Here is a 24,070-nt window from a genome sequence, read left to right as displayed (position 1 = left end):
ACCGGCCCCCCATCAGCCAGCCGCTCGTCGTCGACACCGTGCCCGGCCTTCGCGCGCAGATCCGCGAATGGCGGCGCGAAGGCCTGAGCGTCGCCATGGTGCCGACCATGGGCGCTTTGCATGACGGCCATATCTCGCTGGTCAGGGCCGCGCTCGCAACCGCCGATCGCTGCGTCGTCTCGATCTTCGTCAACCCGGCCCAGTTCGCCCCCACTGAAGATCTCGACAAGTATCCGCGGCAGCTGGCCCGCGATCTCGACCGGCTGACCGAGGCCGGCGCACAGCTTGCCTTCACGCCTACGGTTTCCGAAATGTATCCGGCAGGCTTTGCGACGAAGATTTCGGTCGGCGGCCCGTCTTCTGGCCTGGAATCGGATTTCAGGCCGACCTTCTTCGAGGGCGTCGCCACGGTCGTGGCCAAGCTCTTTCTGCAAGCCCTGCCCGACTACGCCATCTTCGGCGAAAAAGACTACCAGCAGCTTTGTGTCGTCCGAAAGCTCTGCCGCGATCTCGAACTTCCGGTGCACATCGTCGGCGCGCCAACCGTGCGCGATGCGCATGGCCTGGCAATGTCGTCGCGCAACGCCTATCTCGACGCCGCCGAACTCGACGTCGCGCGACAGCTCAATGTCATCTTGCGCCAGACGGCGGCAGCGCTCGCGGCCGGCGCCGATGAAAACGGCGTTACCGGTAAAGCCACTGCCGCGCTTCTCGAGGCAGGCTTCGACAGCGTCGACTACGTCGCCGCGCGCAAGAGCCTGACGCTCACCTCGTGGCGGCGTGACGGCGATGGCCGCCTGCTTGCCGCGGCGTGGCTTGGCAGAACCAGGTTGATCGACAATGTGGAACTTTCCTCATTATTCCCCGAAAAATTCCAATTCCGTTCACTTTGATTTGTATCGCAGACCGGCCCGAGCGCTCTTAGACAACGGCTCATCAGGCACGTTCTGGCCAGCCCTTAAGCGCTCACAATACTCCGCACGCCGCTGTGAGACGTTTCACAGACGTAACCAAGCCGGCTATGTTGTGTGCGACCCCAGGCAGAGACAGTGTGTGACCTGCCACTACGCTGCAATACTTACGAGGCTCTACGTGTCTGTCCGAGCCAACATATTCGGTCGCGCCCTGCCGCAGATCGTCGAAGCGATTTGCGATTCGATTGCCGATGTCGGCCGTTGGCCATCGACGCTCGAATCAATCTGCAAATTGGCGCTCGGCCGGCTTGCTATGCTGGCGGTCGTCGATACGGTGAGAAACTCGGCCCGGTTTTCGACTTCCTGCGGCGATCCGGTCCTGCTTGAGCCGCTGCAGCGCGACTACGCCTGCGAGGTGCCCTTCTTCAAGGCGGTGCCGAAGATGGAAATCGACATGCCGTTCACCGTCGACAGCGTCTACGCCCTGCAAGGCCCCGACGCCCGCCAGAACTGGCTCGAAAGCCGCATCGTGCGCGAGTGGGTGGAACCCAACCGTCTCGACGATTTCTTCTGGGTGGCGCTGATGAAGCAGCCGGCGCGCACCGGCACGCTGATGGTGGTTACCGACAAGGACAGGCCCCAGATTTCAGCCAGGGATATCGACCTGATGTCCACGCTCGCCCCCCATGTCCGGCGTGCGGTGACCATCGGCGACCTGTTCGAGGCCGAGCGGCGCAAGGCCGACATCTTTCGCTCGATCGTCGAGTGCCTCGATCATCCAGTGCTGATCGTTTCCGACGACATGCAGATCATTTTCGCCAATCCGGCAGCCGAAGCCCTGCTCACCGAAACCGCCTCAGTGTCCTCGGTGCGCGGCCAGCTGTCCTTCGCTTATGCCAACGCCAACACCGCCATCGGCCGCGCCGTCCAGCTCGGCACGCGCGACGAATTCGCGCTCGGACCGTCCGGCATCAACATTCCGCTGGTGAAGGCCATGTCTCCGGCGGTGGCGCATGTCATGCCTCTGGCGCGACGCGACATTTCGGCCCGCATATCGCCGCGCGCCGCCGCGGCCATTTTCATTGCCGCCGCCGGCGCCGCATCAGTGCCGGCGCTGGAAGCGATCGCTGCGCTGTTCGGACTGACCGCAGCGGAAAAGCGTGTCGCCGGCCATGTCGCCGCCGGGCTGACACGGCGTGAAATCGCGGCTGCCAGCGGCGTCTCGGACGGCACCGTCAAATCACAGCTGGCAACCATCTTCGACAAGACCGCCACCGGCGACCAGCGAGAGCTGGAACTCCTGATGCGCGAATTGACGCCGCCGCTGCGCTCGGCCTGAAGCCATACTCGGAGCCAATCGTCAAATTTTTCAACTATTTGCCGGTACGCAGGCGTAATCCACGATACCAAGCCGGCATCGTTGCAATTCGGCCAAAATCATGGTGCGGTTCTGCTCCGGTCCGGAGACGGTGCATCGTGCACGACCGGACGTGGAAACCATTTCCTGGGCGGTCCCCGAACTTGATACCGACACGAATTGAACGGCTGCTGCCTTACCTCTTCCTGCTGGCCCTGCTTTGCATCGCGCTCGCTTTCCGTCCGCTACTGCCGGTCGACGAGACGCGTTATCTCAGCGTCGCCTGGGAGATGTATCTCGGTGGACATGTCTTCGTACCGACGATGAACTTTGCGCCCTATCTGCAGAAGCCGCCGCTGTTGTTCTGGCTCATCGATCTCGTCTGGAACATCTTCGGTGTGAGCCGCGCGGCGGCGATGCTCGTCATCTTCGCTGCCTCGTCGCTGGTCATCTGGCTGACGACACTTCTGGCCAAAACCCTGTTTCCCGAGCGCCCGGAAATCGCCAGTCGCATCCCCTGGCTGGTGGCCGGCAGCACCGTCTTTGTCATCTATTCGACCCTGATCCTGTTCGACATGCTTTTGACGGCCTGTGTGGTCGCCGCACTGCTGGCGTTGCTGGGCTTCGCCAGGACCGGCAACCGCTGGCAGGCGGTGCTGGCGGGTCTCTTCATCGGGCTCGGCGTGCTGGCCAAAGGCCCGGTCGTGCTCATTCACATCGGCGCGCCCGTCCTGCTCTATCCCCTCTGGCGTGACCGGCGAGCCGGCCTTGCCCCTTTGCAGTTCTTTGCCGGAGCCGGCCTGGCAATTCTCGCCGCCCTTGTCCCGGTCGCTATATGGCTGGCGCCCGCGACCATCCTGACCAAGGGCAGTTTCGTCTACGATCTCGTCTGGAACCAGTCGGCAGGTCGGGTTACCGGAAGCCTGCACAATTCGCATGGCCGGCCGTTTTACTTTTACCTGATGCTGTTGCCGCTCATGTTCGTGCCCTGGGCCTTTATCCCCCCGGTGTGGCGGCTGAGGCCGGTTGCCCGGATACGCAGCCTGATCGACACCAAATCCCCGGATCTGCGTGCCCTGCGCCTGCTGTCGTTCTCGTTCATTGCGGTGCTGCTGGTCTTCAGCGCCATATCCGGCAAGCAGCCGCACTATGTCGTGCCGGCACTACCGTTCGCGACCATTCTGCTGGGCTATTTCATGGCCGAGATTTCAGTCGCCAGGCTGAGGGCGACGGCCTTTGTCATGCTTGCCCTTTTCGCCATCGGCCACGCCGCCGCCTCGGCGACCGTGTTCAAACGCTACGATCTCACGCAGCTGGCGAGCTTCATCGACGAACGAAAGGACGCCGACTGGGCCGTCGCTTACGACTATCAGGGCGAGGTCGGTTTCCTTGGGCGAATAGAGAAGCCATTCGAGAACGCCGACAAGCCTGAGGAATGGCTCAAGTCTCACCCCGGCGGCTACGTCATCGAAAAGCAATCGAAAGATCCGGGCACATCCGAACAGATCGCCTTCCGGCAGCCGGTGGAACGCGGCTATCTGGTCGTGCTGAAAGGACAGCACTGAGCGTTTCGTCGGGCGCCTATCCCAGCGGTTTCTCGAAGATCAGCGCCGGCAACCCCGAACCGCCGCCGCAATCGGCGGTGCTGCCGACCGGCAAAAATCCCTTCGAACGGTAGAAGGCGATGGCCGGCACGTTGGCCTCTTCCACCTCGACGCGCAACCTGTTCGCCTCGGGAAAGCTGGCTTCGACCTCGTCCAGCAAGGCCTGGCCGATGCCTTGCCGCTGGCAGGCCGGCAGTACATAGAGCTGGTTCAGCAGCACGATCTTCGCATCCGTCGTTGCGGCGGCAAAAGCCATGCCGCCGATACGCTTGCCGTCATCGGCGACCAGGAATTCCGAGTTCGGCCTTGTCAGCCGCGCCTTGAGCGAGGCGATCGAATGCCAGTCGTCGGTAATTTCGATCACCCGCTGGGCGCCATAGATCGCGTCGTAGGTTGCGTGCCAGGTTTCGACCAGCAGCGCGCGGACAGCGGCAAGGTCACGTTCGCTGGCGGTGCGGACGAACATTGTTCTATTCGATACCGAGCTTGGCCTTGACCAGATCGTTGACCGCCTGCGGGTTGGCCTTGCCGCCGGTGGCTTTCATCACCTGGCCGACGAACCAGCCGGCCATGGTCGGCTTGGCGCGAGCCTGCTCGACCTTGTCGGGGTTGGCGGCGATCACCTCGTCGACCGCTTTCTCGATGGCGCCGGTGTCGGTGACCTGCTTCATGCCGCGGCTTTCGACCAACTGGCGCGGATCGCCGCCCTCGTTCCAGACGATCTCGAACAGATCCTTGGCGATCTTGCCGGAGATGGTGCCTTCCTTGATCAGGTCGATCACGGCACCGAGCTGCTCCGGTGTTACAGGAGCATTTTCAATGCCCTTGCCGGCCTTGTTAAGCTGGCCGAGCAGGTCATTGATGACCCAGTTGGCGGCAAGCTTGCCGTCGCGGCCCGAGGCCACCTGCTCGAAATAGTCGGCGATCGGCTTTTCCGACACCAGGATCGAGGCGTCGTATGTCGACAGGCCAAGTGAGGAGATCAGGCGCGCCTTCTTGTCGTCGGGCAGTTCCGGCAACTCCTTGGCCAGCGCGTCGACATAGGCCTGGTCGAACTCCAGCGGCAAAAGGTCGGGATCGGGGAAGTAGCGGTAGTCATGCGCCTCTTCCTTGCTGCGCATCGAGCGCGTCTCGCCTTTGACGGCGTCGAACAGCCTGGTTTCCTGGTCGATCTTGCCGCCATCCTCGAGGATGGCGATCTGGCGGCGCGCCTCGAACTCGATGGCCTGGCCGATGAAGCGGATCGAGTTGACGTTCTTGATCTCACAGCGCGTACCGAATTCGCCGCCGGGCTTGCGAACGGAGACGTTGACGTCGGCGCGCATCGAACCTTCGTCCATGTTGCCGTCGCAAGTGCCGAGATAGCGCACGATGGTGCGCAGCTTGGTGACATACGCCTTGGCCTCGTCGGCGGAGCGCATGTCGGGCTTGGAGACAATCTCCATCAGCGCCACGCCGGAGCGGTTGAGATCGACATAGGACATGGTGGGATGCTGATCGTGCATCGACTTGCCGGCGTCCTGCTCCAGGTGCAGGCGCTCGATGCCGATCTCGATATCCTCGAACTCGCCCTGCCGGTCGGGACCGACCGAAATGACGATCGTGCCTTCGCCAACGATCGGCTGCTTGAACTGCGATATCTGGTAGCCCTGCGGCAGGTCGGGATAGAAATAGTTTTTCCGGTCGAAAACCGACTTGTGGTTGATCTGCGCCTTCAATCCGAGGCCGGTGCGGATCGCCTGCTTGACGCATTCCTCATTGATGACCGGCAGCATGCCGGGCATGGCCGCGTCGACCAGGCTGACATTGGCGTTGGGCGCCGCGCCGAAAGTCGTCGACGCCCCGGAAAACAGCTTTGCTTCCGAGGTTACCTGCGCATGGACCTCGAGGCCGATGATGATCTCCCAATCGCCGGTAGCGCCGGGAATAAAACGTTTGGCATCGGGCGTGCGGGTATCGATAAGGGTCATGGTGGCCTGCGCTTTTGGCTCGCGAAAACTGCGATTTTCGCGAATTTGGGTATCGGTCTTCGCTAGTGCAAACCGCTTCGCGAGACAAGCGCCCAAAGCAGCGCAGAGCAGTGGGCTGGCCTTTTCAGCCCCTTTCGGCCGCTCGGCAACCGATAGAATGAACGCCGCCGGCCGGTATTCGGACGGCGGTTTCTTCGTCAGGTCAGGCCGTTGCGATATAGGCCCTGATTTCGTCGGCCTCGCGCTCGACATCCTCGATGCGGCGCTTGACCACGTCGCCGATCGACACGATCCCGTCGAGCAGCCCATCCTTTTCCACCGGCAGATGGCGGAAACGGCCTTTGGTCATGATCTCCATCACCTCGTTGACCGTGTGGTTCTCGTTGCAGATCTTCACTTTCGGCGTCATCGCCGAGCGTACCGTTATATCAAGTGCGGCAGCGCCTTCCCTGGCAACGACCCGCACGATGTCACGCTCGGAAAGGATGCCGACGATCTTGCGATCGCCGTTGGTGATGACCAGTGCACCGATCTTGTGGTCGGCCAGGATTCGAATGGCTTCGCTGAGCTTTACATTCGGCCCGAGCGTGAACACGTCATGGCCTTTTCTCTCGAGAATTGCCTTAACCGTCATGGCGTCCTCCTCCTCCTGCTTGGCTAGCCAGCTCCCGCCCTGACCGGCTTCACATAAGAGTGAACATCGTGCGCCGTGATCGGTTGCTTTTCAAGTGTGCCAGTGGGGTGTGCCAGTGGGGTGCGCCAATAGAGTGCGCTAGTGGGGGGTGCGCTGGTCGTCGGGGATCTCCCATTCAGGCGCCCGCCAGCGCCGGTCGAACCAGCGCAATCCGAAGAAGCCTGCGACGAGGCCGCCAATGTGCGCTTCCCAGGCGATCTGGCCGGGTTCTCCGAGCCCGAGACCGTAAAGGCCGGTGGCGAGATTGATGACCATCCAGGCGCCGAGAAAATTGACGACGCCGCGCATGCGCAAAACGACTGCGATCGGCAGCACGGGACCGGCAAAGGCCGCCCTGCCGGAGGAGCGGTCGGTACGGAACCCGAAGCGAGCCGCCGCACCCATCATGCCCGATATCGCCCCGGAAGCGCCGACCAGCGGTGCTTCGCCGTATGGATGGACCGCCCAGAACAGCACCACCGCGGCCAGCCCGGTGGCGGCGAAAAACAAGGCGAACCAGAACCAGCCGAGACGGTTGGCCAGCGGCGACCCGAAGGCGGCCAGCGCAACCATGTTGATGGCAATGTGGGCAACGCCACCATGCATGAAGGCATAGGTGAAAGGACGGGTGAAGAGGAACCAGTCGAAACCGTATTGGCCGGTGTAGAGGACCGGAATGAAGGCGCCGTCGGTGAGCAATGTTATCTGCTGCTCTTCGGTCAGCACATATTGCTGCAGCAGGAAGACGGCAACGCAGATGCCGATCACCGCCAGCACCGCCGGTGGCAGGTTGAACACCGGCTCGCGGCGCGGCGGCGGCGCCTCCGCGGTCTGTTCGGTCTCCAGGGGGCCGGCCGGTTCGCTCATATGCTCTGATCCAGGGATTTGCGTGTCGCGAGCATCTAGGCCATGCCCGGACAAATCACAAACTACGAATCACAAAGCGCGAATCACAAACCGCGAATCAAAAAGAAGCCGTCCAAGGTTTCCCTTGAACGGCTGGTCGAGCCCCCTGCTCCCCTAAAACTATTGACCGAAGTGCTGTTGGTCGTCGCGAAACGACCGCTTCTGGAGTGGTTTTGGTGTGCCATGGCAAGCCTGCGCGCGCAACGTAAACCACTTGTTAACCTTAACGCCCCCGACCCGTGAACAAGTCTTAACGACGCTGGCACGCATCCTGCTCCGGAACGCATGTAGGTCATCGGAGGGCGCCCTTTCTGTTCACCGATGGGACCATCAGACGGCAGAATGCGCGGAGTTTAATAGCATGAACCAGAACGGATCAATCGCGCTGTTCCATTATTGGAATCGCCTGCGTGGTGGACGTCCTGCCCCAAAGCGTTCGGAGATCGAACCTGCCGACATCAAGGCGCTTTTGGCCGACACCTTCATCCTGGAAAGGGATACGCGTGGCGAAGCGGTGTTCCGGCTTGCCGGCACCAGGCTTTGCGCCGGCTACGGCCGCGAGCTCAAGGGTTTTTCGTTCCCCTCGCTATGGCGTGAGAAGGACCAGCGGCTGGTGTCGCGCCTCATTCACGGGGTTTTCGAGCAGAAATCCGTGGTGCTGATCACTTATGAGGGGTTCAGCCGCAGCGGCCGTTCCAACCACTTCGAACTGCTTGCGCTGCCGCTCGATGGCGGCGTCGAGAACCCGCGCTGCCTCGGCGTCATCAGCGCCGTGGAAAAGCCGTTCTGGCTGGGCGCCGACCCGATCACCGATGCGCTGATCGATGCCATCCACGTCATCGATCCCGACAAGGACCCGATGTTCCTGAAAAACCGGCCGGAAATATCCGTTCCGTCGTTGGCTCCCGAACTCGAAGCGCCGGAGACCATCTCGGCGCTCGGTCGGTCGCGCCGTATCCGCCACCTCGTCGTGTTCGACGGCGGGCGCGAGCAATAGTCTCCAAGCCGGCGCTAATCTTAACTATCGGCGGCCCGCTTTTCCCCTTTGTTAACCTGCTTGGCTGTAGTTTTTGCCGAGATTCCACGCACGACGCGGGAATGCCAACGGGGTGTAGGCAGTCATGAGGTCAGCGGCGGTCGAATACGCACCGTCCCGCGCCGAAAGGCGTAATTTTCAGCGCGTCCGGGTCAAGATCTACGGGCGCTTCATGCTGGAGGACCGCACCGAGCACCCCTGCCAGGTCGTCGATATGTCGCCGGGCAATGTCGCGCTGCGCACCGAGCGCGTCGGCATGCCGGGCGAAAAAATCATTGCCTATATCGATCATATCGGCCGCATCGAGGGCGTGGTGACGCGCACTTCGCAGGACGGCTTTGCCATGACCGTCATTGCCTCGGATCGCAAGAAGGACAAACTGGCCGCGCAGTTGACCTGGCTCGCCAACAAGCATGAACTCGACCTGCCGGAAGACCGCCGCCACGAACGCGTGGCGCCGCGCAACCCGACAAGCGTGCTGCAGCTCACCGATGGGCGGCAGTACCAGTGCCGCATCATCGACCTGTCGCTGTCGGGCGCGGCGGTCGAGATCGACGTCAAGCCGGCGCTCGGCATCCAGGTGATGCTGGGCACCATGCGTGGCCAGGTGGTGCGTCATTTCGAGGATGGCGTCGCCATCGAATTCGCCGTCATCCAGCGCCCGGAAACGCTCGATTCCGAGTTCAACGCTCCGCGCGCCTGAACGATCGGCAACAGGCAGCAAAGACGAACCCGCCCTGCGCGGCCGGTTTTTGTTGCCGGCGTTCCGCCTGCCTCTGCAGCTTGTAGCGGCACTCGCAAATCCACGGCTCCACCCGGAATCCGCGCCTCCGACACCGCGGTTTTACGCCGAGACCCTGAACGATTTTATATTAAAATAGATCAAATTTTACGCTTATTCTATTGGGGTTTTACTCAATGTCTACTTCGGGTTTTTGCGTCAAATAAATCCAACGCTGTCATTGTCTCCTCAAACGGGGAGACTGACGAATGGCAAAGACGTGGGGCAAGCTGTTGCTCTTGGCAATGGCGATGCAGCTTCCCGCTTGGGGAACGGCGCAAGCAGCAGGACCGGCCTACATGCACACTGGCGGCCGCACGACACAGCCGGTCGGTCACTACGAATTCTGCCAGAAGCTGCCGCAGGAATGCGCTCAGCGCACGCCGAAGCAGACACCGGTCGAACTGACCCGCAAGCTGTGGGCGGCGATCGTCGACGTCAACAATTCTGTCAACACCCGGATCGTGCCGCGCACCGACATGGAAATGTGGGGCAAGGAAGAGGTCTGGTCCTATCCCGACAGCGGCTTCGGCGACTGCGAGGATTATGCGCTGGAGAAGCGCCGCGAATTGATGGCGCTTGGCGTTCCCGCCGGCAATCTCTTGATGACCGTGGCGCGCCAACAAAATGGCGACGGCCATGCGGTGCTGACCGTGCGCACCAGCCTCGGCGAGTTCATCCTCGATAATCTGGAGTCCAAGGTGCTGTCCTGGACCGACACCGACTACACCTACCTGAAGCGCCAGTCCGACCAGAATTCCGGCGTGTGGGTGACGATCAACGACGGCCGCGCCGACGCGGTCGCCAGCGTCCGCTAGGACGCCATTACAGAGGTCAAGCACATCGAATAATGCGACGTGCCTAACGAGAAAGCCCGGTCGAGTCCCCACCCTCCCCGTCCCCAACGACCGGGTTTTAAGGAGCCGGCCCCGTCCCCGGGCCGGCTCCACCATTTCAGACCATGATCCCGAACCGAAGGACCGCGTCAGCGAAAGCGAGAAACGATTTTTGCTGCGCTGACCCGCCGTTCGGGAAAGATCATCGTCAAACAGGAATAGAGTTCAGGCCTTCTTCAGCCCGGCCTTGAAGCGCTTGCCGTTGGCGACATAGTGCGCGGCCGAGGCGCGCAGCCTGGCGACCGCGGCATCGTCCAGCGTCCTGATCACCCGCGCGGGCGAGCCGACGATCAGGCAATTGTCGGGGAACTCCTTGCCTTCGGTGACCAGTGCGCCGGCGCCGACCAGGCAATTCCTGCCGATCCTGGCGCCGTTGAGCACGATGGTGCCCATGCCGATCAGGCTGTTGTCGCCGATCGTGCAGCCATGCAGCAAGGCGCGGTGGCCGATGGTGCAGCCTTGCCCTATCGTCAGCGGAAAGCCGGGATCGGTGTGCATCACCGTATGCTCCTGGACATTGCTGTCGGCACCGACGACGATCGGCTCATTGTCACCGCGGATGACTGCGCCAAACCAGAAGCCGGCATTGCGACCGACGCTGATGTCGCCGATCAAGGTCGCATCGGGCGCGATCCAGTTGCTGTCGGCATCCTCGAAACGGGGCGATTTTCCGTCGATTGCATAGGTCGGCATTTCCAGTCTCCGATTCGTCGCAGGCCGGGACAAACCCTAGAACAATCCTGGGAAAACCGCGTAGCGGTTTCCCCAGCAATTGCCTCAAGGCAAATACCGCGCCAGCGATTCCACCAAAAGCTGAAGCGCACCAGGAGAGCCAATGCCCCAGGAGGCAATGGCGATCAGCACGATGCCCAGCGCCAGCGCCCAGGCGATCACCGTGCAGCCGCAGGACACCAGCATCAGCATCGAAATGCGGCCTTCGCGCCGCGCATCGAGCGCATCGTTGGCGAGCATGAACGGACCGGCGCAAGCGGTCGCGGCCAGCGAGCGCAGGATGTACGCCGGCGACACATAAGGCTCGGCAAAGGCAAGCCGGCGGCCCGCCGCCAGTTCCATCACGGACCCGGTAAGCCCGCAGGCAGTGAGGCCGACTGCAGAAGCGAAGAGAACGGGCAGCAGCAGGCTCATCTTTACCTTCCGTTTACCATGAGATCGCACAGTCGCGTCCAGCGCAGCAAGAGCCGTGCCACGGCATGTGTGCCGCCCAGGGACAGACGGCGGCGACTATGGGGATTGCGATGAAGCAGGCAGCGACCGCCGAAGAGTTCAACGTCGTCGATTCCGTGCTGATGAAGCGGGTGTTCTATGCCTTTGCCGCACTGGCGCTGCTGTCGCTGGCGATCAGCCTTGGCGGAAAATGGTTCGGCCGCTCGATCGCCATGGCCGGCTACACCGACGACTCCACGGTCCACCGGGTGGTGATCGGCAACAATGTCATTGCCGTGCCGGCCAACGCCATCCGCTTCCTACAGGCGCGGCGCGACGGCATCGCTTCGCGCCTCGACCTCTATCTGCGCTATCCCCAGATGGACGGTTACAGCGAAGCCGCACGCGACGATTTCAACCACACGGGCACGGCCAAAAACATCATCTTCCTGTCGTTCGAACCGCAGATGATGTCGCGCGACATGAGCGGCCGTTTCGCGCCGATCTACAGCGCGCTCATCAGCCAGCCCGGCGCGCCCGGCCCCGGCGGCACGACGATTTACGGTTTTACGGAAAAATCAGGCTATCTCAACGAGGTGCTCGCGGTCGCCGGCCGGCCCGGCAAGGACCCGTTCGTCGCCCGCTGCCTGAGCGGACCGAGCGCCGAGGAATCGCTGGCGCCCTGCGAGCGGGACATCCAGGTCGGCGACAGCCTCAGCCTGACCTACCGCTTTCCCCGGGAGTTGCTGGGCAACTGGCCGGCGCTTGACGCCGCTATCGTTGCCGAGGCCACGCGCGTCTTAAAGACCGCACGGTAGCGGCCCTCTGCTTTTGTCATACACGGGCGCGAAGCCGCGCGGACCCGAGGATCCGTTCCATGCCCTTAAGGCAGCGAAGCGGTGCAGAATTACTGTTGGGAAGCAGCAGAGGCAGTTCTGGACCGCCACATTCCTGAGCCGAGGCCCGGAATGTATCCCAGGGTCTCAGCGACGCCGCTGTGCGGCTGCTTCTCCCCGGGATGACGATGGCGCAGGTGGCTGCCGCCAATCGCCGAAGTCCGTAGCCCTCTGGGCTCAGGCCAGATCGATGTCGAGGATCGCCATCGAGAAATTATAGTCGCCGTCGTCCTCGTCCTTGAAGACGATGCCGAGGAACTCGTCGCCGACATAGACCTCGGCCGAATCTTCCTTGCGCGGCCGCGCCTTCACCTCGAGTTTGGGATTCTGGAAGACGCGCTTGAAATAGGCGTCCAGCTTTCTGATTTCGTCCGGCTTCAAAAGTCTTCTCCGATCGTCGGGCTTGCTCGTTGGAACGCGCTTCTGGCACGTCGACAATGGCGATGTAAAGGCAAGCCGGTTGGATAGAACGCGAACCCTGGAGCCGGATGATTTCAGGTCGAATCCAAATCCGCCTCTAAATCAAGGAGGTAGAGCATGATGTCGTCCGAAAACCGCTTCACACTTTTCGGCATCATGCTCCAGAGGCAACGGCGCCGGCAACCGGACTCAGTCCGGCACGCCGGGTGTTGCAAATCAGATGTCGAAGCTGACGACCTGGTCCATCGACTGCGACGGCAAAAGCTGGTCCATCTGCCGCGAAGGCTGGTCGCAGCCGGTCTCGCCGACGACGCGGGCCGGTACGCCGGCAACCGTCTTGTTGTGCGGCACCGGCGACAGCACGACCGAGCCTGCCGCGATCTTCGAGCAATGGCCGATCTCGATATTGCCGAGAATCTTGGCGCCGGCGCCGATCAGCACGCCGTAACGGATCTTGGGGTGACGGTCGCCGCCGGCTTTGCCGGTGCCGCCCAGCGTCACGCCGTGCAGGATCGACACATCGTCCTCGATCACCGCCGTCTCGCCGACGACGAGGCCGGTGGCGTGGTCGATGAAGATGCCCTTGCCGATGCGGGCGGCCGGGTTGATGTCGGTCTGGAACACCGAGGACGAGCGGCTCTGCAGATAGAGCGCGAAATCCTTGCGGCCCTGATTCCACAGCCAATGTGCCAGCCTGTGCGTCTGGATGGCATGGAAACCCTTGAAATAGAGCACTGGCATGATGAAGCGGTCGCAGGCCGGATCGCGGTCGTAATAGGCCTGGATGTCGACACGAACGATCGACGACCATTCCTTGTCGTCGGCCAGCATCGACTTGAACGTCTGGCGGATGAGGTCGGAGCCGATGTCCTGATGCGCGAGCCGCTCGGCGAGCCGATGGATGACAGCTTCCTCCAGGCTCTCCTGGTTGAGGATGGTCGAATAGAGGAACGCCGCCAGAAGCGGGTCGCGGTTGACCGCTTCCATCGCCTCGTCGCGGACCGAACGCCAGATCGGATCGACCGGCTGCACCTTTGTGGGGCGGGAAATGCTGATGCTGTTCATCGACGTCTTGTCCTGCGTCCTGGCCGCTTGCCTATTCTCCGGCGGCACATATAAGCCAGATCATAGCACGATTGAACTCAATTTTCCTTAGTGCTCGGTGAAATGGATTTGGTTCACGGAAATTCAAGCCGCCATGGAAAACGAACCCTTGATCGACGCCCCGCTGAAACGCGCGCTTTGCCGGCTCTATCAAGCTCCGGATCGCCACTATCACAACCTCGCCCATATAGAGGCGTTGCTGGCGCTGGCGGACGAATATCGAGCATCGCTGCATGATTCCGGCGCCGTCGAAGCCGCAATCTGGTTCCATGACGCCATCTATGACAGCCGCGCCAAGGACAACGAGGCCAGGAGTGCGGCACTTGCTCAGGACAAACTTGGCGCCCGCACCGATCCGGAGCGCCTCGGCCGCATAGCGGCGATGATCGTCGCCACCGCCACGCATGAGCTGCCCAGCCTTCAACCACGGGGCCTTGCCGATGAGAACGCCCTCCGCGACGCAGCGCTTTTCCTCGACATGGACCTGGCGATCCTGGGTGCGTCACCCGACGCTTTCGACGCCTACGAACAAGCGGTCCGCCGCGAATATGGCTGGGTCGAGGAGCCGATGTGGCGCGCCGGCCGCGGCGTGATTCTCAAGACTTTCCTCGCGCGCCAGCATATTTTTCACTCGCAGGAATTCCGCCAGAGGTTCGAGCCCCAAGCCAGGCAAAACATGGCGCGGTCGCTCGAAACGCTCAAACCCTAATCCGGAAAGGTCTCCATGCGTTGCGCATAGGCTTTGAAACCGGCACGCCGGTAAACCGCTTGCGCGCCAGGGTGATCGAAGGTGTCGGTGTGAAGCCAGACCCTTTGCGGCGCATGCAACCAGACGGCGCGAAGCGGCTGGTCGAGCAGGAATGGCCCAAACCTGCGGCGGTGGAAGACGGGGATCAGCCCGAAATGAACCAGCTCGACCTCAGGCTGGCCGACGCCGTTGAATTCGCACAGGCCAGCGGCCACGCCCTCGACGCGCAGCACGTGGATATGTGTCGAGGGCAGCGCCAGCAGGCGCTCGAGGTCTTCCGCCGGCATGCGCAGCCGCTGGTCCCATTGCACGGGCTCGCCGACCGCGTGGTAGAGGCTGATATAGTCGGCCACATCAAGTGTTTCACGCGCCACCGTGGCGCCCGATAGCGGGCAGTCGAAAGCCGGCGCCGAATTCGGTTCGCGCATGTCCATATAGGTGACAAAAGCGGCACCGCCTCCGGCTGCAAGCCAGACGAAGATCGATCACCTGAAGGCGCCAACGGACTTGGTGGCCGCCCAAACAAAGAACAGGCCGATCACCAACGACAGCCCGTTGAGGATGATACCAACGATGCCGAGGACACGATTGTCGTTTGAACGTCCCAGTGCCATCAAGCCAAAAACCACGCCGGTGATGTGCGCCAGCGGCGCCGCAACGAGAAACACCACCAGAAAAACCCCGCCGAGGACGTTTTGAGCGGCCAGCGACGCCTCGCCTGGCATCAACGCCAGCGTGACCACCGCCGCAAAATCCATTGCGAACGCCAGCAGGGCCAGGATCACCGAGCGTTTGCCCAAGCTGCTCCGCCCCGCCACGCCGGGCATTGCTATCGTGCTTCTTCCCCATCCGGCCATTACTCGTCCCCGATCAGGTGAAAGCGCCGATCGTCGATGCCATTGCCACAAGCAGCAGGAAGCCAACCGCCAGGGAGCCGCCGTTGAGCAGGATGCCGACGACCCCAAGCACGCGGCTATCGTTCGAACGCACCAGCGCCATCAGCCCGAAAATCAATCCGGCAATATGCGCCAACGGCCCTGCCAGCAGGAAAACCGCCATGAAGAAAGCCGTGGCGATGTTCTGGGCACGCTCGGATGCGTGGGCCGGCAGCGCCACCATTGTGGTCAGCGCTATCACACCGGCACCGAAGGCGAGCAGCGCCAGGATGACGGAACGCTTGCCGAACATGCTTGTCACGACGGCGCCCGGCAGAGCGTCGGCGCTTCTTCCCCATTGAGCCATTGTTTGCCACCCCTCGCCGGCCGCCCAATCCATATCGCCCGAAAAATCGCTTACCGGTTAAAGCGGATTTTCGGCATAAAACTCCAAAACCCGCTGCTTGAAGGTCTTGTCGCCCACAGCCAGCATATGGTCGCGGCCGTCTATGTGAAACACCTTGGCGTTCGGCATCAGCGCGGCGAGCTCGTCGGGCGAGCCGCCGATATCGTCTGTCGTCCCGACCGCAATCAGCGTCGGTTGGGCGATGCGCGTCATGTCGTGTTCGCTGAGCAGTTCGCGCGACGTGGCGATGCAGGCAGCCAATGCCCGGCGGTCGCTGCGCGTCTGATCGGCAAAGGCGCGAAAGGAGCGACCGCGCGGATGGCTGGTGGCGGCCGGATCGTCGGCCAGCAGCGCCTCGGCGATCGGATCCCAGTCGCCGACGCCGTCGACCATGCCGATGCCGAGGCCGCCGAAGACCAGCGTCGCCACCTTGTCGGGATCGGACAGCGCCAGGAACGCCGCGATGCGCGCGCCCATCGAATAGCCCATGACATGCGCGCGGCCGATGCCGAGATGGTCGAGCAGGGCCGCCGCGTCCGAAGCCATTTTGGCCGGGGTGTAGTCGGCCTCGTCATAGCTTTTCAACGACGAGCCGTGGCCGCGATTGTCGAAGGCGATGGCGCGATAGCCGGCATCGTTCAGCGTCTTGAACCAGCCGGGCGATACCCAGTTGACATAGTGGCTGGAGGCAAAGCCGTGGATCATCAGCACCGGATCGCCCGCCCCCGACGCCGGCCGGCGGTCGAGGAAGGCGAAGTCGAACCCGTCATGGGAGAAGAATTGCATCGGGAGCGGCTCAGCCGGCGCCGGGCGTGGGCGCGTTGCCCTTGTCCGATGGCGGCATGCCGGGGCCGGACACCGTGCCGACGGCCGGATGGCGCAGCAGATCGCCATGGTCGATGCCGTTTTTGGCGGCGGTGCCGGCCTTGAGCTCCAGCACGAAGCGCACTGGCACACCCGGCGAGATGACTGCATCGGACAATGGAGTGCCGTGCTTGACGGCCCGGACCTTGCCGTCCTGTCCAACAAAGATCAGGTCGAGCGGCATCGGCGTGTTGTGCATCCAGAAGCCGACCTGCTTCTGCATCTCGAAGACGAACAGCATGCCATGATTGTCGGCCATATCCTGGCGATACATCAGGCCGGCCTCGCGTTCCGAGTCGGTGTCGGCGACTTCGATCGAAAAGGATTTATCGCCCCCTTTCGTCGCCACGACCAAGGGTGTCGGATCGACGGGAAGGATCATCGCCTGACCGCCGGCGATCGTCTGCTGGGATGCGGTCGGCTGCCCGGAATAGAAGTAAGCGCCTGCGGCTACCGCAACGATGACGCAGAGCGCGCCCGCTGTCAGCCAGTTCCTGTACGCCATTGGAAATCCTCGACCAAAGACCATGATCCCTAAAAGTGGTCTCAGGTATTCGGATAAGATCGTGGTGAAACCAAGAAAAACGCCGTCCTGACTTCCTCAGGAAGGCTCGCGTCCTAATGCGCGACCGGCAAGGTGCCCATATCGGGGTGAATCTCGGCAGCCATGAGGCCCTTGTCACCGCGTCCGAATCGCACCAGCACGACCTGTCCGGGCCTGAGCTCGGTGATGCCATAGCGGCGCAGCGTCTCCATATGGACGAAGATATCCTCGGTGCCCTCGCCGCGCGTCAGAAAGCCGAAGCCCTTGGTGCGGTTGAACCACTTGACCAGCGCCCGCTCGAGCCCGCTTTCCGGCGTCACCGCCACATGGGTGCGCTGTTCCTGCATCTCGGCCGGATGGACCGCCGTAGTGGTGTCCATGGACAGCACCCGGAACGCCTGCAAACCGCGGTCGCCGTGCTTGACAAGGCACACGACACGCGCGCCCTCCAATGCCGTCTGAAAACCGTCCTTTCGAAGGCAGGTGACATGGAGGAGGATGTCGCCCGAAGAACCGTCATCGGGTAGTATGAAACCGTAGCCCTTGGCCACGTCGAACCATTTGATGGCGCCGGCGATTTCGACAAGGTCGGCGGTATCGCCGCCACTGTCGCGCTTCAGGGCGTCGTCAAGGTTCTCATCCCGCCTCGTGAAAGAGGCCTTATCCCCCATAAGAACGCCCCCTTTTTTTCAAGAAAACCGCAAGTGATTCTTGACATTAGATTAACACCGCCGCTTCCGGGGTGTGCAAGACCTGCCGTGCCTTTTTTCACGGTTGAATACAGGAATAGCTGACTTGTTGTTTGCCGGCGTCGCTGCCGACTGCAATGGCGATCCATCAAGGCGGTCAACCGGTCGGCAATTTGCAAGGGATTTCGCCGAAATCGGCAACCACTTGTGTTCGACGCTTTTGTCAGAGCAATCTGATTTTTCCAAAACCGGTGACCACTTTCAGTCGATGCTCGTTGCCCTTCGGCGGGGTGGACCTTATGTTGCCTCGCAACCCAAACATCCCCGAGGAAATCCCATGCGCTACCTCCACACAATGGTCCGTGTCGCCGACGTCGATGTCTCGCTCGATTTCTACTGCAACAAGCTCGGCCTTAAGGAAGTGCGCCGCTACGAAAACGAGCAGGGCCGCTTCACGCTGATCTTCCTCGCCGCCTCCGAGGATGTAGAAAGCGGCATCACTGAGAAGGCGCCGCTGATCGAACTGACCTACAATTGGGACCCGGAGGAGTATAAGGGCGGACGCAATTTCGGCCACCTCGCCTATGAGGTCGACGACATCTACGCCACCTGTCAGCATCTGATGGACAATGGCGTCATCATCAACCGGCCGCCGCGCGACGGCAACATGGCCTTCGTCAAGTCGCCGGACGGCATCTCCTTCGAACTGCTGCAGAAGGGCCCGGCCAAGCCCAAGGCTGAGCCGTGGGCATCGATGCCGAACACCGGCACCTGGTAGCGATCACGCCATCTTGAGCGAGGCGGCCGCGCCGACAAGCCGGCCGCCTTTGCCATTTCGAGCAACGGCACCTATTTACCTGCCTGTCGCGCCAGCCAAGCAAAGCCAGTGCCTCACCCAGGAGAATTGATTTATGCCGACCAGCCGTGCCGATGTCTCCACCGCGTATGCCAGCCGCTATTTGCAGCAGTTGTGCAAGCACTGGGCGCACAAATTTCCCGTCGAGTTCGATCCGAACCACGGCACCATCGATCTGTCACTCGGCCGCACGGTTCTCGATGCCGATGCGGCAGCGCTGCATATCACGGTGTCGACGGATGAAAGCGGATCGCTGGAGCGCATGGAGAGCGTCGTTGCCGATCACATCAAGCGCTTCGCCTTCCGCGAGGAGCTGACTTTCGAGTGGAAGCAGGCTCCGGCGACCTGATCTGCGGTCAGCCGCAACGCCGAACGCCGGAAGCTGCCAGCCCCGGACAACGTTATGGCGTCACTTGGTTGCGACGCCATCTGAATTGTCGGAACGACGGATCGATCAGAACTTGTAGTTCAGGCCGATCTTGATCGTATGGGCGTCGATCTTCACCCTTGCGTCGTTGCCCTCGATATCTGTCAAACGGACCTTGCCGAAGTCGAAGTACTGGTATTCCAGCTTCGTGGTCCATTTGTCGGCGAAGGCCCATTCGACACCGCCACCGATCGTATAGCCGAAGCGGCCTCCGCTCCTCGATGCGCTGCTGTCCGGGTCGGGCACCCCGTCAAAATCGAAAGTATCGCCATAACTCAATTTGTAGTGAGTCGCCGCCGCGCCGCCCTTGTTGTTTAGCCGAGGCTTAATTAGCATCGCGACCGCAACGCAGAAGCGGTTCAAAGCGAACGCGCTATCTGCAGCAGCGCCAGCACCGACCGCCAGTTGCGCGCGGTGCCCGGCACTTTCAGCATGCGCGGGATCAGCCCGGCGAACACCGATTTGCCGAGCCCGTCCGGCGCCTTGAGGTAAAGCACGTCGCCCTTGACCTCAAAGCTTTCCGGGCCGGTGCATTTTTCGGCAAGCCTGGCGATCTCGTCCGCCGTCGGCTGGCGCTCCAGCGTGTAGGCGTGAAGCTTGGTCGGATCGCCGGCGACTTCCGGATACGGATTCTCCTTCACCAACCGTTCGAACCAGGAGAGATCGCGCACCATGATGCGCGAATGAAAGCCCCATTTCTTCTCGAAAGCGGCTTCGATCTGTTTCGTCAGCGTGGCGGCGTCGCCCTTCCTGGCCCGGAACACGACATTGCCGCTCTGTACATAGCTGGCGACGTCCGAGAAACCGAACTCTTCGAAAAACGCTCGCAACTCCGCCATCTTGACGATGCGGTTGCCGCCGACGTTGATGCCGGAAAACAGCGCGACGAAGACCACCCTTCGCTCTTCGAGCTTCGGGTGGCAGGCTGTACCGCTCATATGATCAACCCGGCCAGGGTCTCGTTGTCGGTGATGTCCTGATAGTGCACGCCCTCGGCCTCGAAATTTGCCCTCAGCAGATCGAAGTTACGCCGGTCTTTGGTTTCGATGCCGATAAGCACAGAGCCGAAATTGCGTGCCGATTTCTTCAGATATTCGAAGCGAGCGATATCATCGTCGGGACCGAGCAGTTCGAGGAAGTCGCGCAGCGCGCCCGGCCGCTGCGGAAAGCGGATGATGAAGTATTTCTTCAGCCCCTCGAAGCGCAGCGCCCGCTCCTTCACGTCGGGCAGCCGCTCGAAATCGAAATTGCCGCCCGACACCACCGCGACGATGGTCTTGCCGCGGATTTCCTTGCGCGAAAAATCCTTCAACGCGTCGATCGCCAAGGCACCGGCCGGCTCCAGCACCACACCTTCGATGTTGAGCATCTCGATCATGGTGGCGCAGAGCCGGTTCTCAGGGATCAGCCGCACCGCCTGAGCGGCGAACTCCTTGAGGTGGCGCAACGGCTCGCGGCCGATCTCGGCCACCGCCGCGCCGTCGACGAAATTGTCGACATTGGCGAGCCGGACGCGCTTGCCGCTGGCGAGGCTCTGATGCAGGCTCGGCGCACCGGCCGGTTCGCAAAAGACGTAGCGCGCGTCACGTTGCTGATCGGCGAAATAGTGCGTCACCCCCGCGGCCAGGCCACCGCCGCCGACCGGCAGCATGATGATGTCGGGCATGCGCGCGCCTGGCATCTGGTCGGCGATCTCATAGGCGACCGTCGCCTGCCCCTCGATAATATCCTTGTGGTCGAAGGGCGGCACCATATGCGCGCCGGAACTTTCGGTGAATTCGAAGGCGGCGCGGTAGCAGTCGTCGAAGAAGTCGCCGACCAGCCTGATCTCGACGAAATCGCCGCCGAACAGCCGCGTCTTGTCGATCTTTTGCTGCGGCGTCGTCACCGGCATGAAGACCACGCCCTTCTTGCCGAAATGGCGGCAGACGAAGGCAAAGCCCTGCGCATGGTTGCCGGCCGAGGCGCAGACGAACAGCTCGGCCTCGTTGCCGGCGGCAAGCGCCTTGCGGAAAAAGTTGAAGGCGCCGCGGATCTTGTAGGAGCGCACCGGCGAAAGATCCTCGCGCTTCAACAACACCCGAGCCCCCGTCTTCTTCGACAGATAGTCGTTTTCCTGCAGCGGCGTTTCGGGAAAGATCTCGCGGATCGCGGCTGCGGCGGTGGCGACACGGGAGGAGAAACTGTTCATGGCGCCGTCACCTCTGGATCGAATGGTTCGAAGGCGAAGCCTATTGCACAATTCGCCGTTTGCAGCCACCGATGCGGCGCGGCCGCTTTGACGCGCCAGCAGGAAATCCATTGGAGCCATCTTCATGCCTGTTTCGGCTGTCGCCCTGAAGACCGTAGACCTTCCTGAATTCGGCGAGCCAACAGTGATGCCGCTAGTTCAGCGGCGGACCTACGAAGCACGCATCGAGGCTCTGCTGGCGCGCGGCGCCAAGGCCGGGCTCGACGCCTTTGCCGTCTATGGCGACCGCGAGCACGCGGCCAATGTCGCCTATCTCAGTGGTTACGATCCGCGTTTCGAGGAGACGTTGCTGGTCATCGTCCCCGGCAGCCAGTCAAAGCTTCTCGTCGGCAATGAGGGCTGGGGCTATGCCGAAATCTGCGACGGGCCTTACGAGCGCGTCCTCTACCAGACCTTCTCGCTGCCGGCGCAGCCACGCGACCGCTCGGCCTCTCTATCCGACACGCTTGCCGCCTGCGGCCTGAAGGCCGGCCAGAAGATCGGCGCCATCGGCTGGAAGCCGTTCGGCCCCGGCGATGGCGGCTTTGGCGAGACGACGCTCGACCTGCCTTCCTTCATCGCCGATACGCTGCGCACACTGGCCGGCGACAGAGGCGCGGTGGTCAACGCCGCCAACCTGTTGATGAATCCATCCGACGGTCTACGCGCCATCAACGAGGCAGACCAATTGGCGTCCTTCGAATTCGCCGCGACCTTTTCCTCGCAGGGCCTGCGCAACGTGCTTGGGAATATTGAGCCCGGCATGAGCGAATTGCAGGCCGCGCGGCTGATGGGGATCAACGGCCTGCCCCTTTGCTGCCACCCGATGCTGTCCGCCGGCAGGCGTGCGCCCTACGGCTTGCCTAGCCCGCACCTCGACATCATCAAGCGCGGCGATCCCGTCACCATGGCGTACGGCATCCAGGGCTCGCTCAACGCCCGCGCCGGCTTCCTGGTCGAGAGCGCGGCCGAACTGCCGCGCGAGATAAGCGACTATGTCGAACAGCTGGTAGCGCCCTATTTCGCCGCCGTCGTCGACTGGTACGAGACCATCGGCATAGGCGTTGCCGGCGGAGCGCTTTGGAAAGTCGTGCATGACCGCATAGGCGACCCGTTCTTCGGCGTCTCGCTCAATCCCGGCCATCTCGTCCACATCGACGAATGGATGCATTCGCCGGTGTTTTCCGGCTCGGACATCAAGCTGCAATCGGGCATGGCGCTGCAGGTCGACATCATTCCGGCGACCGGAACCAGCTATTTCACCACCAACATCGAAGACGGTATCGCGCTTGCCGATGAGGCGTTGCGCGAGGAGATCGCGGCCCGTTATCCCGAGGCATGGCGCCGCATCGAGGCGCGCCGCGCCTTCATGGGCGATGTGCTCGGCATCAGGCTCAAGCCCGAGGTATTGCCCTTCTCCAACATCCCTGCGTTCCTGCCGCCATTCTGGCTTTCGCGCAACAGTGCGATGACCGTGGCTCGACGCTGACCACATTTCGGCTGGACACGACTTACTTCTGCCGCACTCTCACTGTCCGGGAGGTGCCGCGGGGGTATATGGGCCTTTTGGCCGGAGTGGAATTTTTGACGTGCGTTTGAAGACGATTTGCATTCTTGCACTTGCCCTGTTGATCGCCGGCTGCGGCGGCCGCAAAACCGAGGAACTGCTCGGCAGCGCCGTCATGTCCACGCCGGTGACCGAAATCTCGGGCAATCACTCGATCTTCATTGCCACCACACGCAAGAAATCCGACGATCCCAACAAAGTTTTCGACGGCGAACGCTCGGCGACGCTGAACTACGCCCGCGTCACCGTCACCGTTCCCGGCACCCACCAGACCGGCCAGATCGAGCGCCGCTCGCGCGGCAAGTCGAACGACCCGGCGAAATACTTCATGGCTTCCGAGGTCGTCGGCTACGATGCGCAGCCTCAATTCTCAAGCGCGCTCAATGCCGACATTGCCGCGCGCGGCGGCCGCGTCATGGTCTTCGTGCATGGCTACAACACCGGCTTCGACGACGCGGTCTACCGCCTGACCCAGATCGTCCACGATTCCGGCTATCCCGGCACGCCGGTGCTGTTTTCCTGGGCATCCGGCGCCAGAACCACCGACTATGTCTATGACAAGGAAAGCGCCAGCGCCGCCCGCGATCAGCTGGAGGTGACATTGCGCATGCTGCAGCAGTCCGGCGCGCGGCGCATCGACATCGTCGCCCACTCGCTCGGAACCTGGGTGACCATGGAAACGCTGCGCCAGATGGCCATCACCGGCGACCGCGATCTCGGCGGCAAGCTCGGCGATGTCGTGCTGGCTTCTCCCGACATCGACGTCGACGTCTTCAAGAGCCAGATGCGCCGCTACGGCAAGCCGGACAAGCCGTTCATCCTGCTGCTCTCCAACGACGACCGGGCGCTGCGGCTCTCAGGCCTGATCGCAGGCTCGCGGCCACGCGTCGGCGACTACAAGGATGCCGCCGACCTCGCCGCTTATGGCGTCACCGTGGTCGACCTCTCCAAGGTCAAGGGAGGCGACAGCTTCAACCACACCAAGTTCGCCGACAATCCCGAACTGGTGAAGATGATCGGCCAGCGGCTGCGCGAGGATGACGGCTTTGCCAGCGACCAGACGGTGACCGACCGCATCAGCGCGCTCGGACAATAAGGCTGTTGCCTTGCGGCGACCGTCGCCGCGTGAGGTCGCGAATGCCG

29 protein-coding genes are annotated in these 24,070 nt (G+C 62.3%); 12 read left to right on the top strand and 17 right to left on the bottom strand.

Annotated elements, in window-relative coordinates; translation table 11 throughout:
- Window positions 1–11 precede the first annotated feature (11 nt).
- The 3 genes from panC to NLY43_RS32245 all read left to right on the top strand — a co-directional run bounded on the left by panC (window position 12) and on the right by NLY43_RS32245 (window position 3,836).
- Entirely contained in the window at window positions 12–893 is an 882-nt protein-coding gene (gene panC / locus NLY43_RS32255; protein WP_023710577.1) for a pantoate--beta-alanine ligase, read from the top strand.
- 199 nt (window positions 894–1,092) lie between these two features.
- Window positions 1,093–2,253, top strand: a complete 1,161-nt coding sequence (locus tag NLY43_RS32250) for a helix-turn-helix transcriptional regulator (protein WP_023710578.1) — start codon at window positions 1,093–1,095, stop codon at window positions 2,251–2,253.
- A gap of 182 nt (window positions 2,254–2,435) precedes the next feature.
- The gene (locus NLY43_RS32245) at window positions 2,436–3,836 is read left to right on the top strand and encodes an ArnT family glycosyltransferase (protein ID WP_050485847.1); all 1,401 of its coding nucleotides are present in this window, start codon (window positions 2,436–2,438) and stop codon (window positions 3,834–3,836) included.
- 16 nt (window positions 3,837–3,852) lie between these two features.
- Here NLY43_RS32245 and NLY43_RS32240 read toward each other — a convergent pair whose 3' ends face one another.
- From NLY43_RS32240 to NLY43_RS32225, 4 genes are all read right to left on the bottom strand, one after another.
- The gene (locus tag NLY43_RS32240; RefSeq protein ID WP_023710580.1) at window positions 3,853–4,341 is read right to left on the bottom strand and encodes a GNAT family N-acetyltransferase; all 489 of its coding nucleotides are present in this window, start codon (window positions 4,339–4,341) and stop codon (window positions 3,853–3,855) included.
- 4 nt (window positions 4,342–4,345) lie between these two features.
- On the bottom strand, window positions 4,346–5,845 hold the full coding sequence (gene gatB, locus NLY43_RS32235) for an Asp-tRNA(Asn)/Glu-tRNA(Gln) amidotransferase subunit GatB (protein WP_023688375.1): 1,500 nt from the start codon (window positions 5,843–5,845) through the stop codon (window positions 4,346–4,348).
- Window positions 5,846–6,047: 202 nt separating this feature from the next.
- Window positions 6,048–6,479: a CBS domain-containing protein gene (locus NLY43_RS32230; protein ID WP_023667498.1), complete on the bottom strand. Its 432-nt coding sequence runs from the start codon at window positions 6,477–6,479 to the stop codon at window positions 6,048–6,050.
- Window positions 6,480–6,617: 138 nt separating this feature from the next.
- Window positions 6,618–7,385, bottom strand: a complete 768-nt coding sequence (locus NLY43_RS32225; RefSeq protein ID WP_023706620.1) for a rhomboid family intramembrane serine protease — start codon at window positions 7,383–7,385, stop codon at window positions 6,618–6,620.
- Between the two features lie 400 nt (window positions 7,386–7,785).
- Between NLY43_RS32225 and NLY43_RS32220 the strand changes: the two genes are divergently transcribed.
- From NLY43_RS32220 to NLY43_RS32210, 3 genes are all read left to right on the top strand, one after another.
- Window positions 7,786–8,421, top strand: a complete 636-nt coding sequence (locus NLY43_RS32220) for a PAS domain-containing protein (protein WP_023706619.1) — start codon at window positions 7,786–7,788, stop codon at window positions 8,419–8,421.
- 124 nt (window positions 8,422–8,545) lie between these two features.
- Window positions 8,546–9,163: a PilZ domain-containing protein gene (locus tag NLY43_RS32215; protein ID WP_023667501.1), complete on the top strand. Its 618-nt coding sequence runs from the start codon at window positions 8,546–8,548 to the stop codon at window positions 9,161–9,163.
- A 287-nt stretch (window positions 9,164–9,450) separates the two neighbouring features.
- Entirely contained in the window at window positions 9,451–10,059 is a 609-nt protein-coding gene (locus NLY43_RS32210) for a transglutaminase-like cysteine peptidase (RefSeq protein WP_023710582.1), read from the top strand.
- Window positions 10,060–10,302: 243 nt separating this feature from the next.
- Here the strand turns inward: NLY43_RS32210 and NLY43_RS32205 are convergent, their stop codons facing one another.
- Entirely contained in the window at window positions 10,303–10,830 is a 528-nt protein-coding gene (locus tag NLY43_RS32205) for a gamma carbonic anhydrase family protein (protein WP_023710583.1), read from the bottom strand.
- An 84-nt stretch (window positions 10,831–10,914) separates the two neighbouring features.
- On the bottom strand, window positions 10,915–11,283 hold the full coding sequence (locus tag NLY43_RS32200; RefSeq protein WP_023710584.1) for a DUF6949 family protein: 369 nt from the start codon (window positions 11,281–11,283) through the stop codon (window positions 10,915–10,917).
- A gap of 110 nt (window positions 11,284–11,393) precedes the next feature.
- Here NLY43_RS32200 and NLY43_RS32195 point away from each other — a divergent pair, with 110 nt between their 5' ends.
- Window positions 11,394–12,119, top strand: coding sequence for a hypothetical protein (locus tag NLY43_RS32195; protein WP_023710585.1), 726 nt, complete (start codon window positions 11,394–11,396; stop codon window positions 12,117–12,119).
- 255 nt (window positions 12,120–12,374) lie between these two features.
- On the opposite strand, the gene NLY43_RS32190 is transcribed toward NLY43_RS32195, so the two are convergent.
- Together NLY43_RS32190 and cysE are read right to left on the bottom strand one after the other, a co-directional pair.
- Complete coding sequence (locus tag NLY43_RS32190; RefSeq protein ID WP_006200852.1) at window positions 12,375–12,578, bottom strand: DUF3126 family protein; 204 nt, start codon at window positions 12,576–12,578, stop codon at window positions 12,375–12,377.
- Between the two features lie 255 nt (window positions 12,579–12,833).
- Entirely contained in the window at window positions 12,834–13,682 is an 849-nt protein-coding gene (gene cysE / locus NLY43_RS32185; protein WP_023695384.1) for a serine O-acetyltransferase, read from the bottom strand.
- 133 nt (window positions 13,683–13,815) lie between these two features.
- On the opposite strand from cysE, the gene NLY43_RS32180 reads away from it, so the two are divergent.
- On the top strand, window positions 13,816–14,430 hold the full coding sequence (locus NLY43_RS32180) for an HD domain-containing protein (RefSeq protein WP_023695385.1): 615 nt from the start codon (window positions 13,816–13,818) through the stop codon (window positions 14,428–14,430).
- Here the strand turns inward: NLY43_RS32180 and NLY43_RS32175 are convergent.
- The 6 genes from NLY43_RS32175 to NLY43_RS32150 all read right to left on the bottom strand — a co-directional run bounded on the left by NLY43_RS32175 (window position 14,427) and on the right by NLY43_RS32150 (window position 17,829).
- Window positions 14,427–14,897 carry a GNAT family N-acetyltransferase gene (locus tag NLY43_RS32175; RefSeq protein WP_245263957.1) on the bottom strand — a complete coding sequence of 157 codons (471 nt, stop codon included), beginning with the start codon at window positions 14,895–14,897 and terminating at the stop codon, window positions 14,427–14,429. The two genes, NLY43_RS32180 and NLY43_RS32175, sit on opposite strands and share 4 nt — an antisense overlap.
- 57 nt (window positions 14,898–14,954) lie before the next feature.
- Window positions 14,955–15,269, bottom strand: a complete 315-nt coding sequence (locus tag NLY43_RS32170; protein WP_023710587.1) for a hypothetical protein — start codon at window positions 15,267–15,269, stop codon at window positions 14,955–14,957.
- Window positions 15,270–15,339: 70 nt separating this feature from the next.
- Window positions 15,340–15,711, bottom strand: a complete 372-nt coding sequence (locus NLY43_RS32165; protein WP_023695388.1) for a hypothetical protein — start codon at window positions 15,709–15,711, stop codon at window positions 15,340–15,342.
- A gap of 57 nt (window positions 15,712–15,768) precedes the next feature.
- Window positions 15,769–16,536 (bottom strand): alpha/beta fold hydrolase, encoded by a 768-nt coding sequence (locus tag NLY43_RS32160; protein ID WP_023710588.1) that lies wholly within the window; start codon window positions 16,534–16,536, stop codon window positions 15,769–15,771.
- A gap of 10 nt (window positions 16,537–16,546) precedes the next feature.
- Window positions 16,547–17,119 carry a DUF192 domain-containing protein gene (locus tag NLY43_RS32155; RefSeq protein WP_023691205.1) on the bottom strand — a complete coding sequence of 191 codons (573 nt, stop codon included), beginning with the start codon at window positions 17,117–17,119 and terminating at the stop codon, window positions 16,547–16,549.
- A gap of 113 nt (window positions 17,120–17,232) precedes the next feature.
- Window positions 17,233–17,829: a cold-shock protein gene (locus tag NLY43_RS32150; RefSeq protein ID WP_031198162.1), complete on the bottom strand. Its 597-nt coding sequence runs from the start codon at window positions 17,827–17,829 to the stop codon at window positions 17,233–17,235.
- A 355-nt stretch (window positions 17,830–18,184) separates the two neighbouring features.
- Between NLY43_RS32150 and NLY43_RS32145 the strand changes: the two genes are divergently transcribed.
- Both NLY43_RS32145 and NLY43_RS32140 read left to right on the top strand, forming a co-directional pair.
- Window positions 18,185–18,625, top strand: a complete 441-nt coding sequence (locus tag NLY43_RS32145; protein WP_023667513.1) for a VOC family protein — start codon at window positions 18,185–18,187, stop codon at window positions 18,623–18,625.
- Window positions 18,626–18,758: 133 nt separating this feature from the next.
- Window positions 18,759–19,052 (top strand): DUF2218 domain-containing protein, encoded by a 294-nt coding sequence (locus NLY43_RS32140; RefSeq protein ID WP_023702485.1) that lies wholly within the window; start codon window positions 18,759–18,761, stop codon window positions 19,050–19,052.
- A gap of 105 nt (window positions 19,053–19,157) precedes the next feature.
- Here the strand turns inward: NLY43_RS32140 and NLY43_RS32135 are convergent, their stop codons facing one another.
- The 3 genes from NLY43_RS32135 to ilvA are packed head-to-tail and all read right to left on the bottom strand — an operon-like array spanning window position 19,158 to window position 21,321.
- Window positions 19,158–19,493 carry an outer membrane protein gene (locus NLY43_RS32135; protein ID WP_023695392.1) on the bottom strand — a complete coding sequence of 112 codons (336 nt, stop codon included), beginning with the start codon at window positions 19,491–19,493 and terminating at the stop codon, window positions 19,158–19,160.
- The gene (locus NLY43_RS32130; RefSeq protein WP_023713253.1) at window positions 19,490–20,068 is read right to left on the bottom strand and encodes a DUF1697 domain-containing protein; all 579 of its coding nucleotides are present in this window, start codon (window positions 20,066–20,068) and stop codon (window positions 19,490–19,492) included. Before NLY43_RS32130 ends, NLY43_RS32135 begins: the two co-directional genes overlap by 4 nt.
- Window positions 20,065–21,321 carry a threonine ammonia-lyase IlvA gene (ilvA, locus tag NLY43_RS32125; protein ID WP_023710591.1) on the bottom strand — a complete coding sequence of 419 codons (1,257 nt, stop codon included), beginning with the start codon at window positions 21,319–21,321 and terminating at the stop codon, window positions 20,065–20,067. The genes NLY43_RS32130 and ilvA overlap by 4 nt, the downstream gene beginning before the upstream one ends.
- 124 nt (window positions 21,322–21,445) lie before the next feature.
- On the opposite strand from ilvA, the gene NLY43_RS32120 reads away from it, so the two are divergent.
- Entirely contained in the window at window positions 21,446–22,849 is a 1,404-nt protein-coding gene (locus NLY43_RS32120) for an aminopeptidase P family N-terminal domain-containing protein (protein ID WP_023710592.1), read from the top strand.
- A gap of 100 nt (window positions 22,850–22,949) precedes the next feature.
- The gene (locus NLY43_RS32115) at window positions 22,950–24,023 is read left to right on the top strand and encodes an alpha/beta hydrolase (protein WP_023710593.1); all 1,074 of its coding nucleotides are present in this window, start codon (window positions 22,950–22,952) and stop codon (window positions 24,021–24,023) included.
- Window positions 24,024–24,070: the final 47 nt, after the last annotated feature.

This window comes from Mesorhizobium sp. C416B (genome assembly GCF_030323165.1).
In the GTDB taxonomy this organism is placed as follows: domain Bacteria; phylum Pseudomonadota; class Alphaproteobacteria; order Rhizobiales; family Rhizobiaceae; genus Mesorhizobium.
This window is presented reverse-complemented; position numbering and strand designations above follow the sequence as displayed.

Coding starts and splice junctions, on each gene's coding strand:
- NLY43_RS32240 (WP_023710580.1), bottom strand. CDS start 4,341: ATGTTCGTCCGCACCGCCAGCGAACGTGACCTTGCCGCTGTCCGCGCG.
- NLY43_RS32210 (WP_023710582.1), top strand. CDS start 9,451: ATGGCAAAGACGTGGGGCAAGCTGTTGCTCTTGGCAATGGCGATGCAG.
- NLY43_RS32195 (WP_023710585.1), top strand. CDS start 11,394: ATGAAGCAGGCAGCGACCGCCGAAGAGTTCAACGTCGTCGATTCCGTG.
- NLY43_RS32225 (WP_023706620.1), bottom strand. CDS start 7,385: ATGAGCGAACCGGCCGGCCCCCTGGAGACCGAACAGACCGCGGAGGCG.
- NLY43_RS32215 (WP_023667501.1), top strand. CDS start 8,546: ATGAGGTCAGCGGCGGTCGAATACGCACCGTCCCGCGCCGAAAGGCGT.
- NLY43_RS32130 (WP_023713253.1), bottom strand. CDS start 20,068: ATGAGCGGTACAGCCTGCCACCCGAAGCTCGAAGAGCGAAGGGTGGTC.
- ilvA (WP_023710591.1), bottom strand. CDS start 21,321: ATGAACAGTTTCTCCTCCCGTGTCGCCACCGCCGCAGCCGCGATCCGC.
- NLY43_RS32220 (WP_023706619.1), top strand. CDS start 7,786: ATGAACCAGAACGGATCAATCGCGCTGTTCCATTATTGGAATCGCCTG.
- NLY43_RS32120 (WP_023710592.1), top strand. CDS start 21,446: ATGCCTGTTTCGGCTGTCGCCCTGAAGACCGTAGACCTTCCTGAATTC.
- NLY43_RS32145 (WP_023667513.1), top strand. CDS start 18,185: ATGCGCTACCTCCACACAATGGTCCGTGTCGCCGACGTCGATGTCTCG.
- gatB (WP_023688375.1), bottom strand. CDS start 5,845: ATGACCCTTATCGATACCCGCACGCCCGATGCCAAACGTTTTATTCCC.
- NLY43_RS32160 (WP_023710588.1), bottom strand. CDS start 16,536: ATGCAATTCTTCTCCCATGACGGGTTCGACTTCGCCTTCCTCGACCGC.
- NLY43_RS32230 (WP_023667498.1), bottom strand. CDS start 6,479: ATGACGGTTAAGGCAATTCTCGAGAGAAAAGGCCATGACGTGTTCACG.
- NLY43_RS32205 (WP_023710583.1), bottom strand. CDS start 10,830: ATGCCGACCTATGCAATCGACGGAAAATCGCCCCGTTTCGAGGATGCC.
- NLY43_RS32140 (WP_023702485.1), top strand. CDS start 18,759: ATGCCGACCAGCCGTGCCGATGTCTCCACCGCGTATGCCAGCCGCTAT.
- NLY43_RS32180 (WP_023695385.1), top strand. CDS start 13,816: ATGGAAAACGAACCCTTGATCGACGCCCCGCTGAAACGCGCGCTTTGC.
- NLY43_RS32150 (WP_031198162.1), bottom strand. CDS start 17,829: ATGGGGGATAAGGCCTCTTTCACGAGGCGGGATGAGAACCTTGACGAC.
- cysE (WP_023695384.1), bottom strand. CDS start 13,682: ATGAACAGCATCAGCATTTCCCGCCCCACAAAGGTGCAGCCGGTCGAT.
- NLY43_RS32155 (WP_023691205.1), bottom strand. CDS start 17,119: ATGGCGTACAGGAACTGGCTGACAGCGGGCGCGCTCTGCGTCATCGTT.
- NLY43_RS32165 (WP_023695388.1), bottom strand. CDS start 15,711: ATGGCTCAATGGGGAAGAAGCGCCGACGCTCTGCCGGGCGCCGTCGTG.
- NLY43_RS32200 (WP_023710584.1), bottom strand. CDS start 11,283: ATGAGCCTGCTGCTGCCCGTTCTCTTCGCTTCTGCAGTCGGCCTCACT.
- NLY43_RS32175 (WP_245263957.1), bottom strand. CDS start 14,897: ATGCGCGAACCGAATTCGGCGCCGGCTTTCGACTGCCCGCTATCGGGC.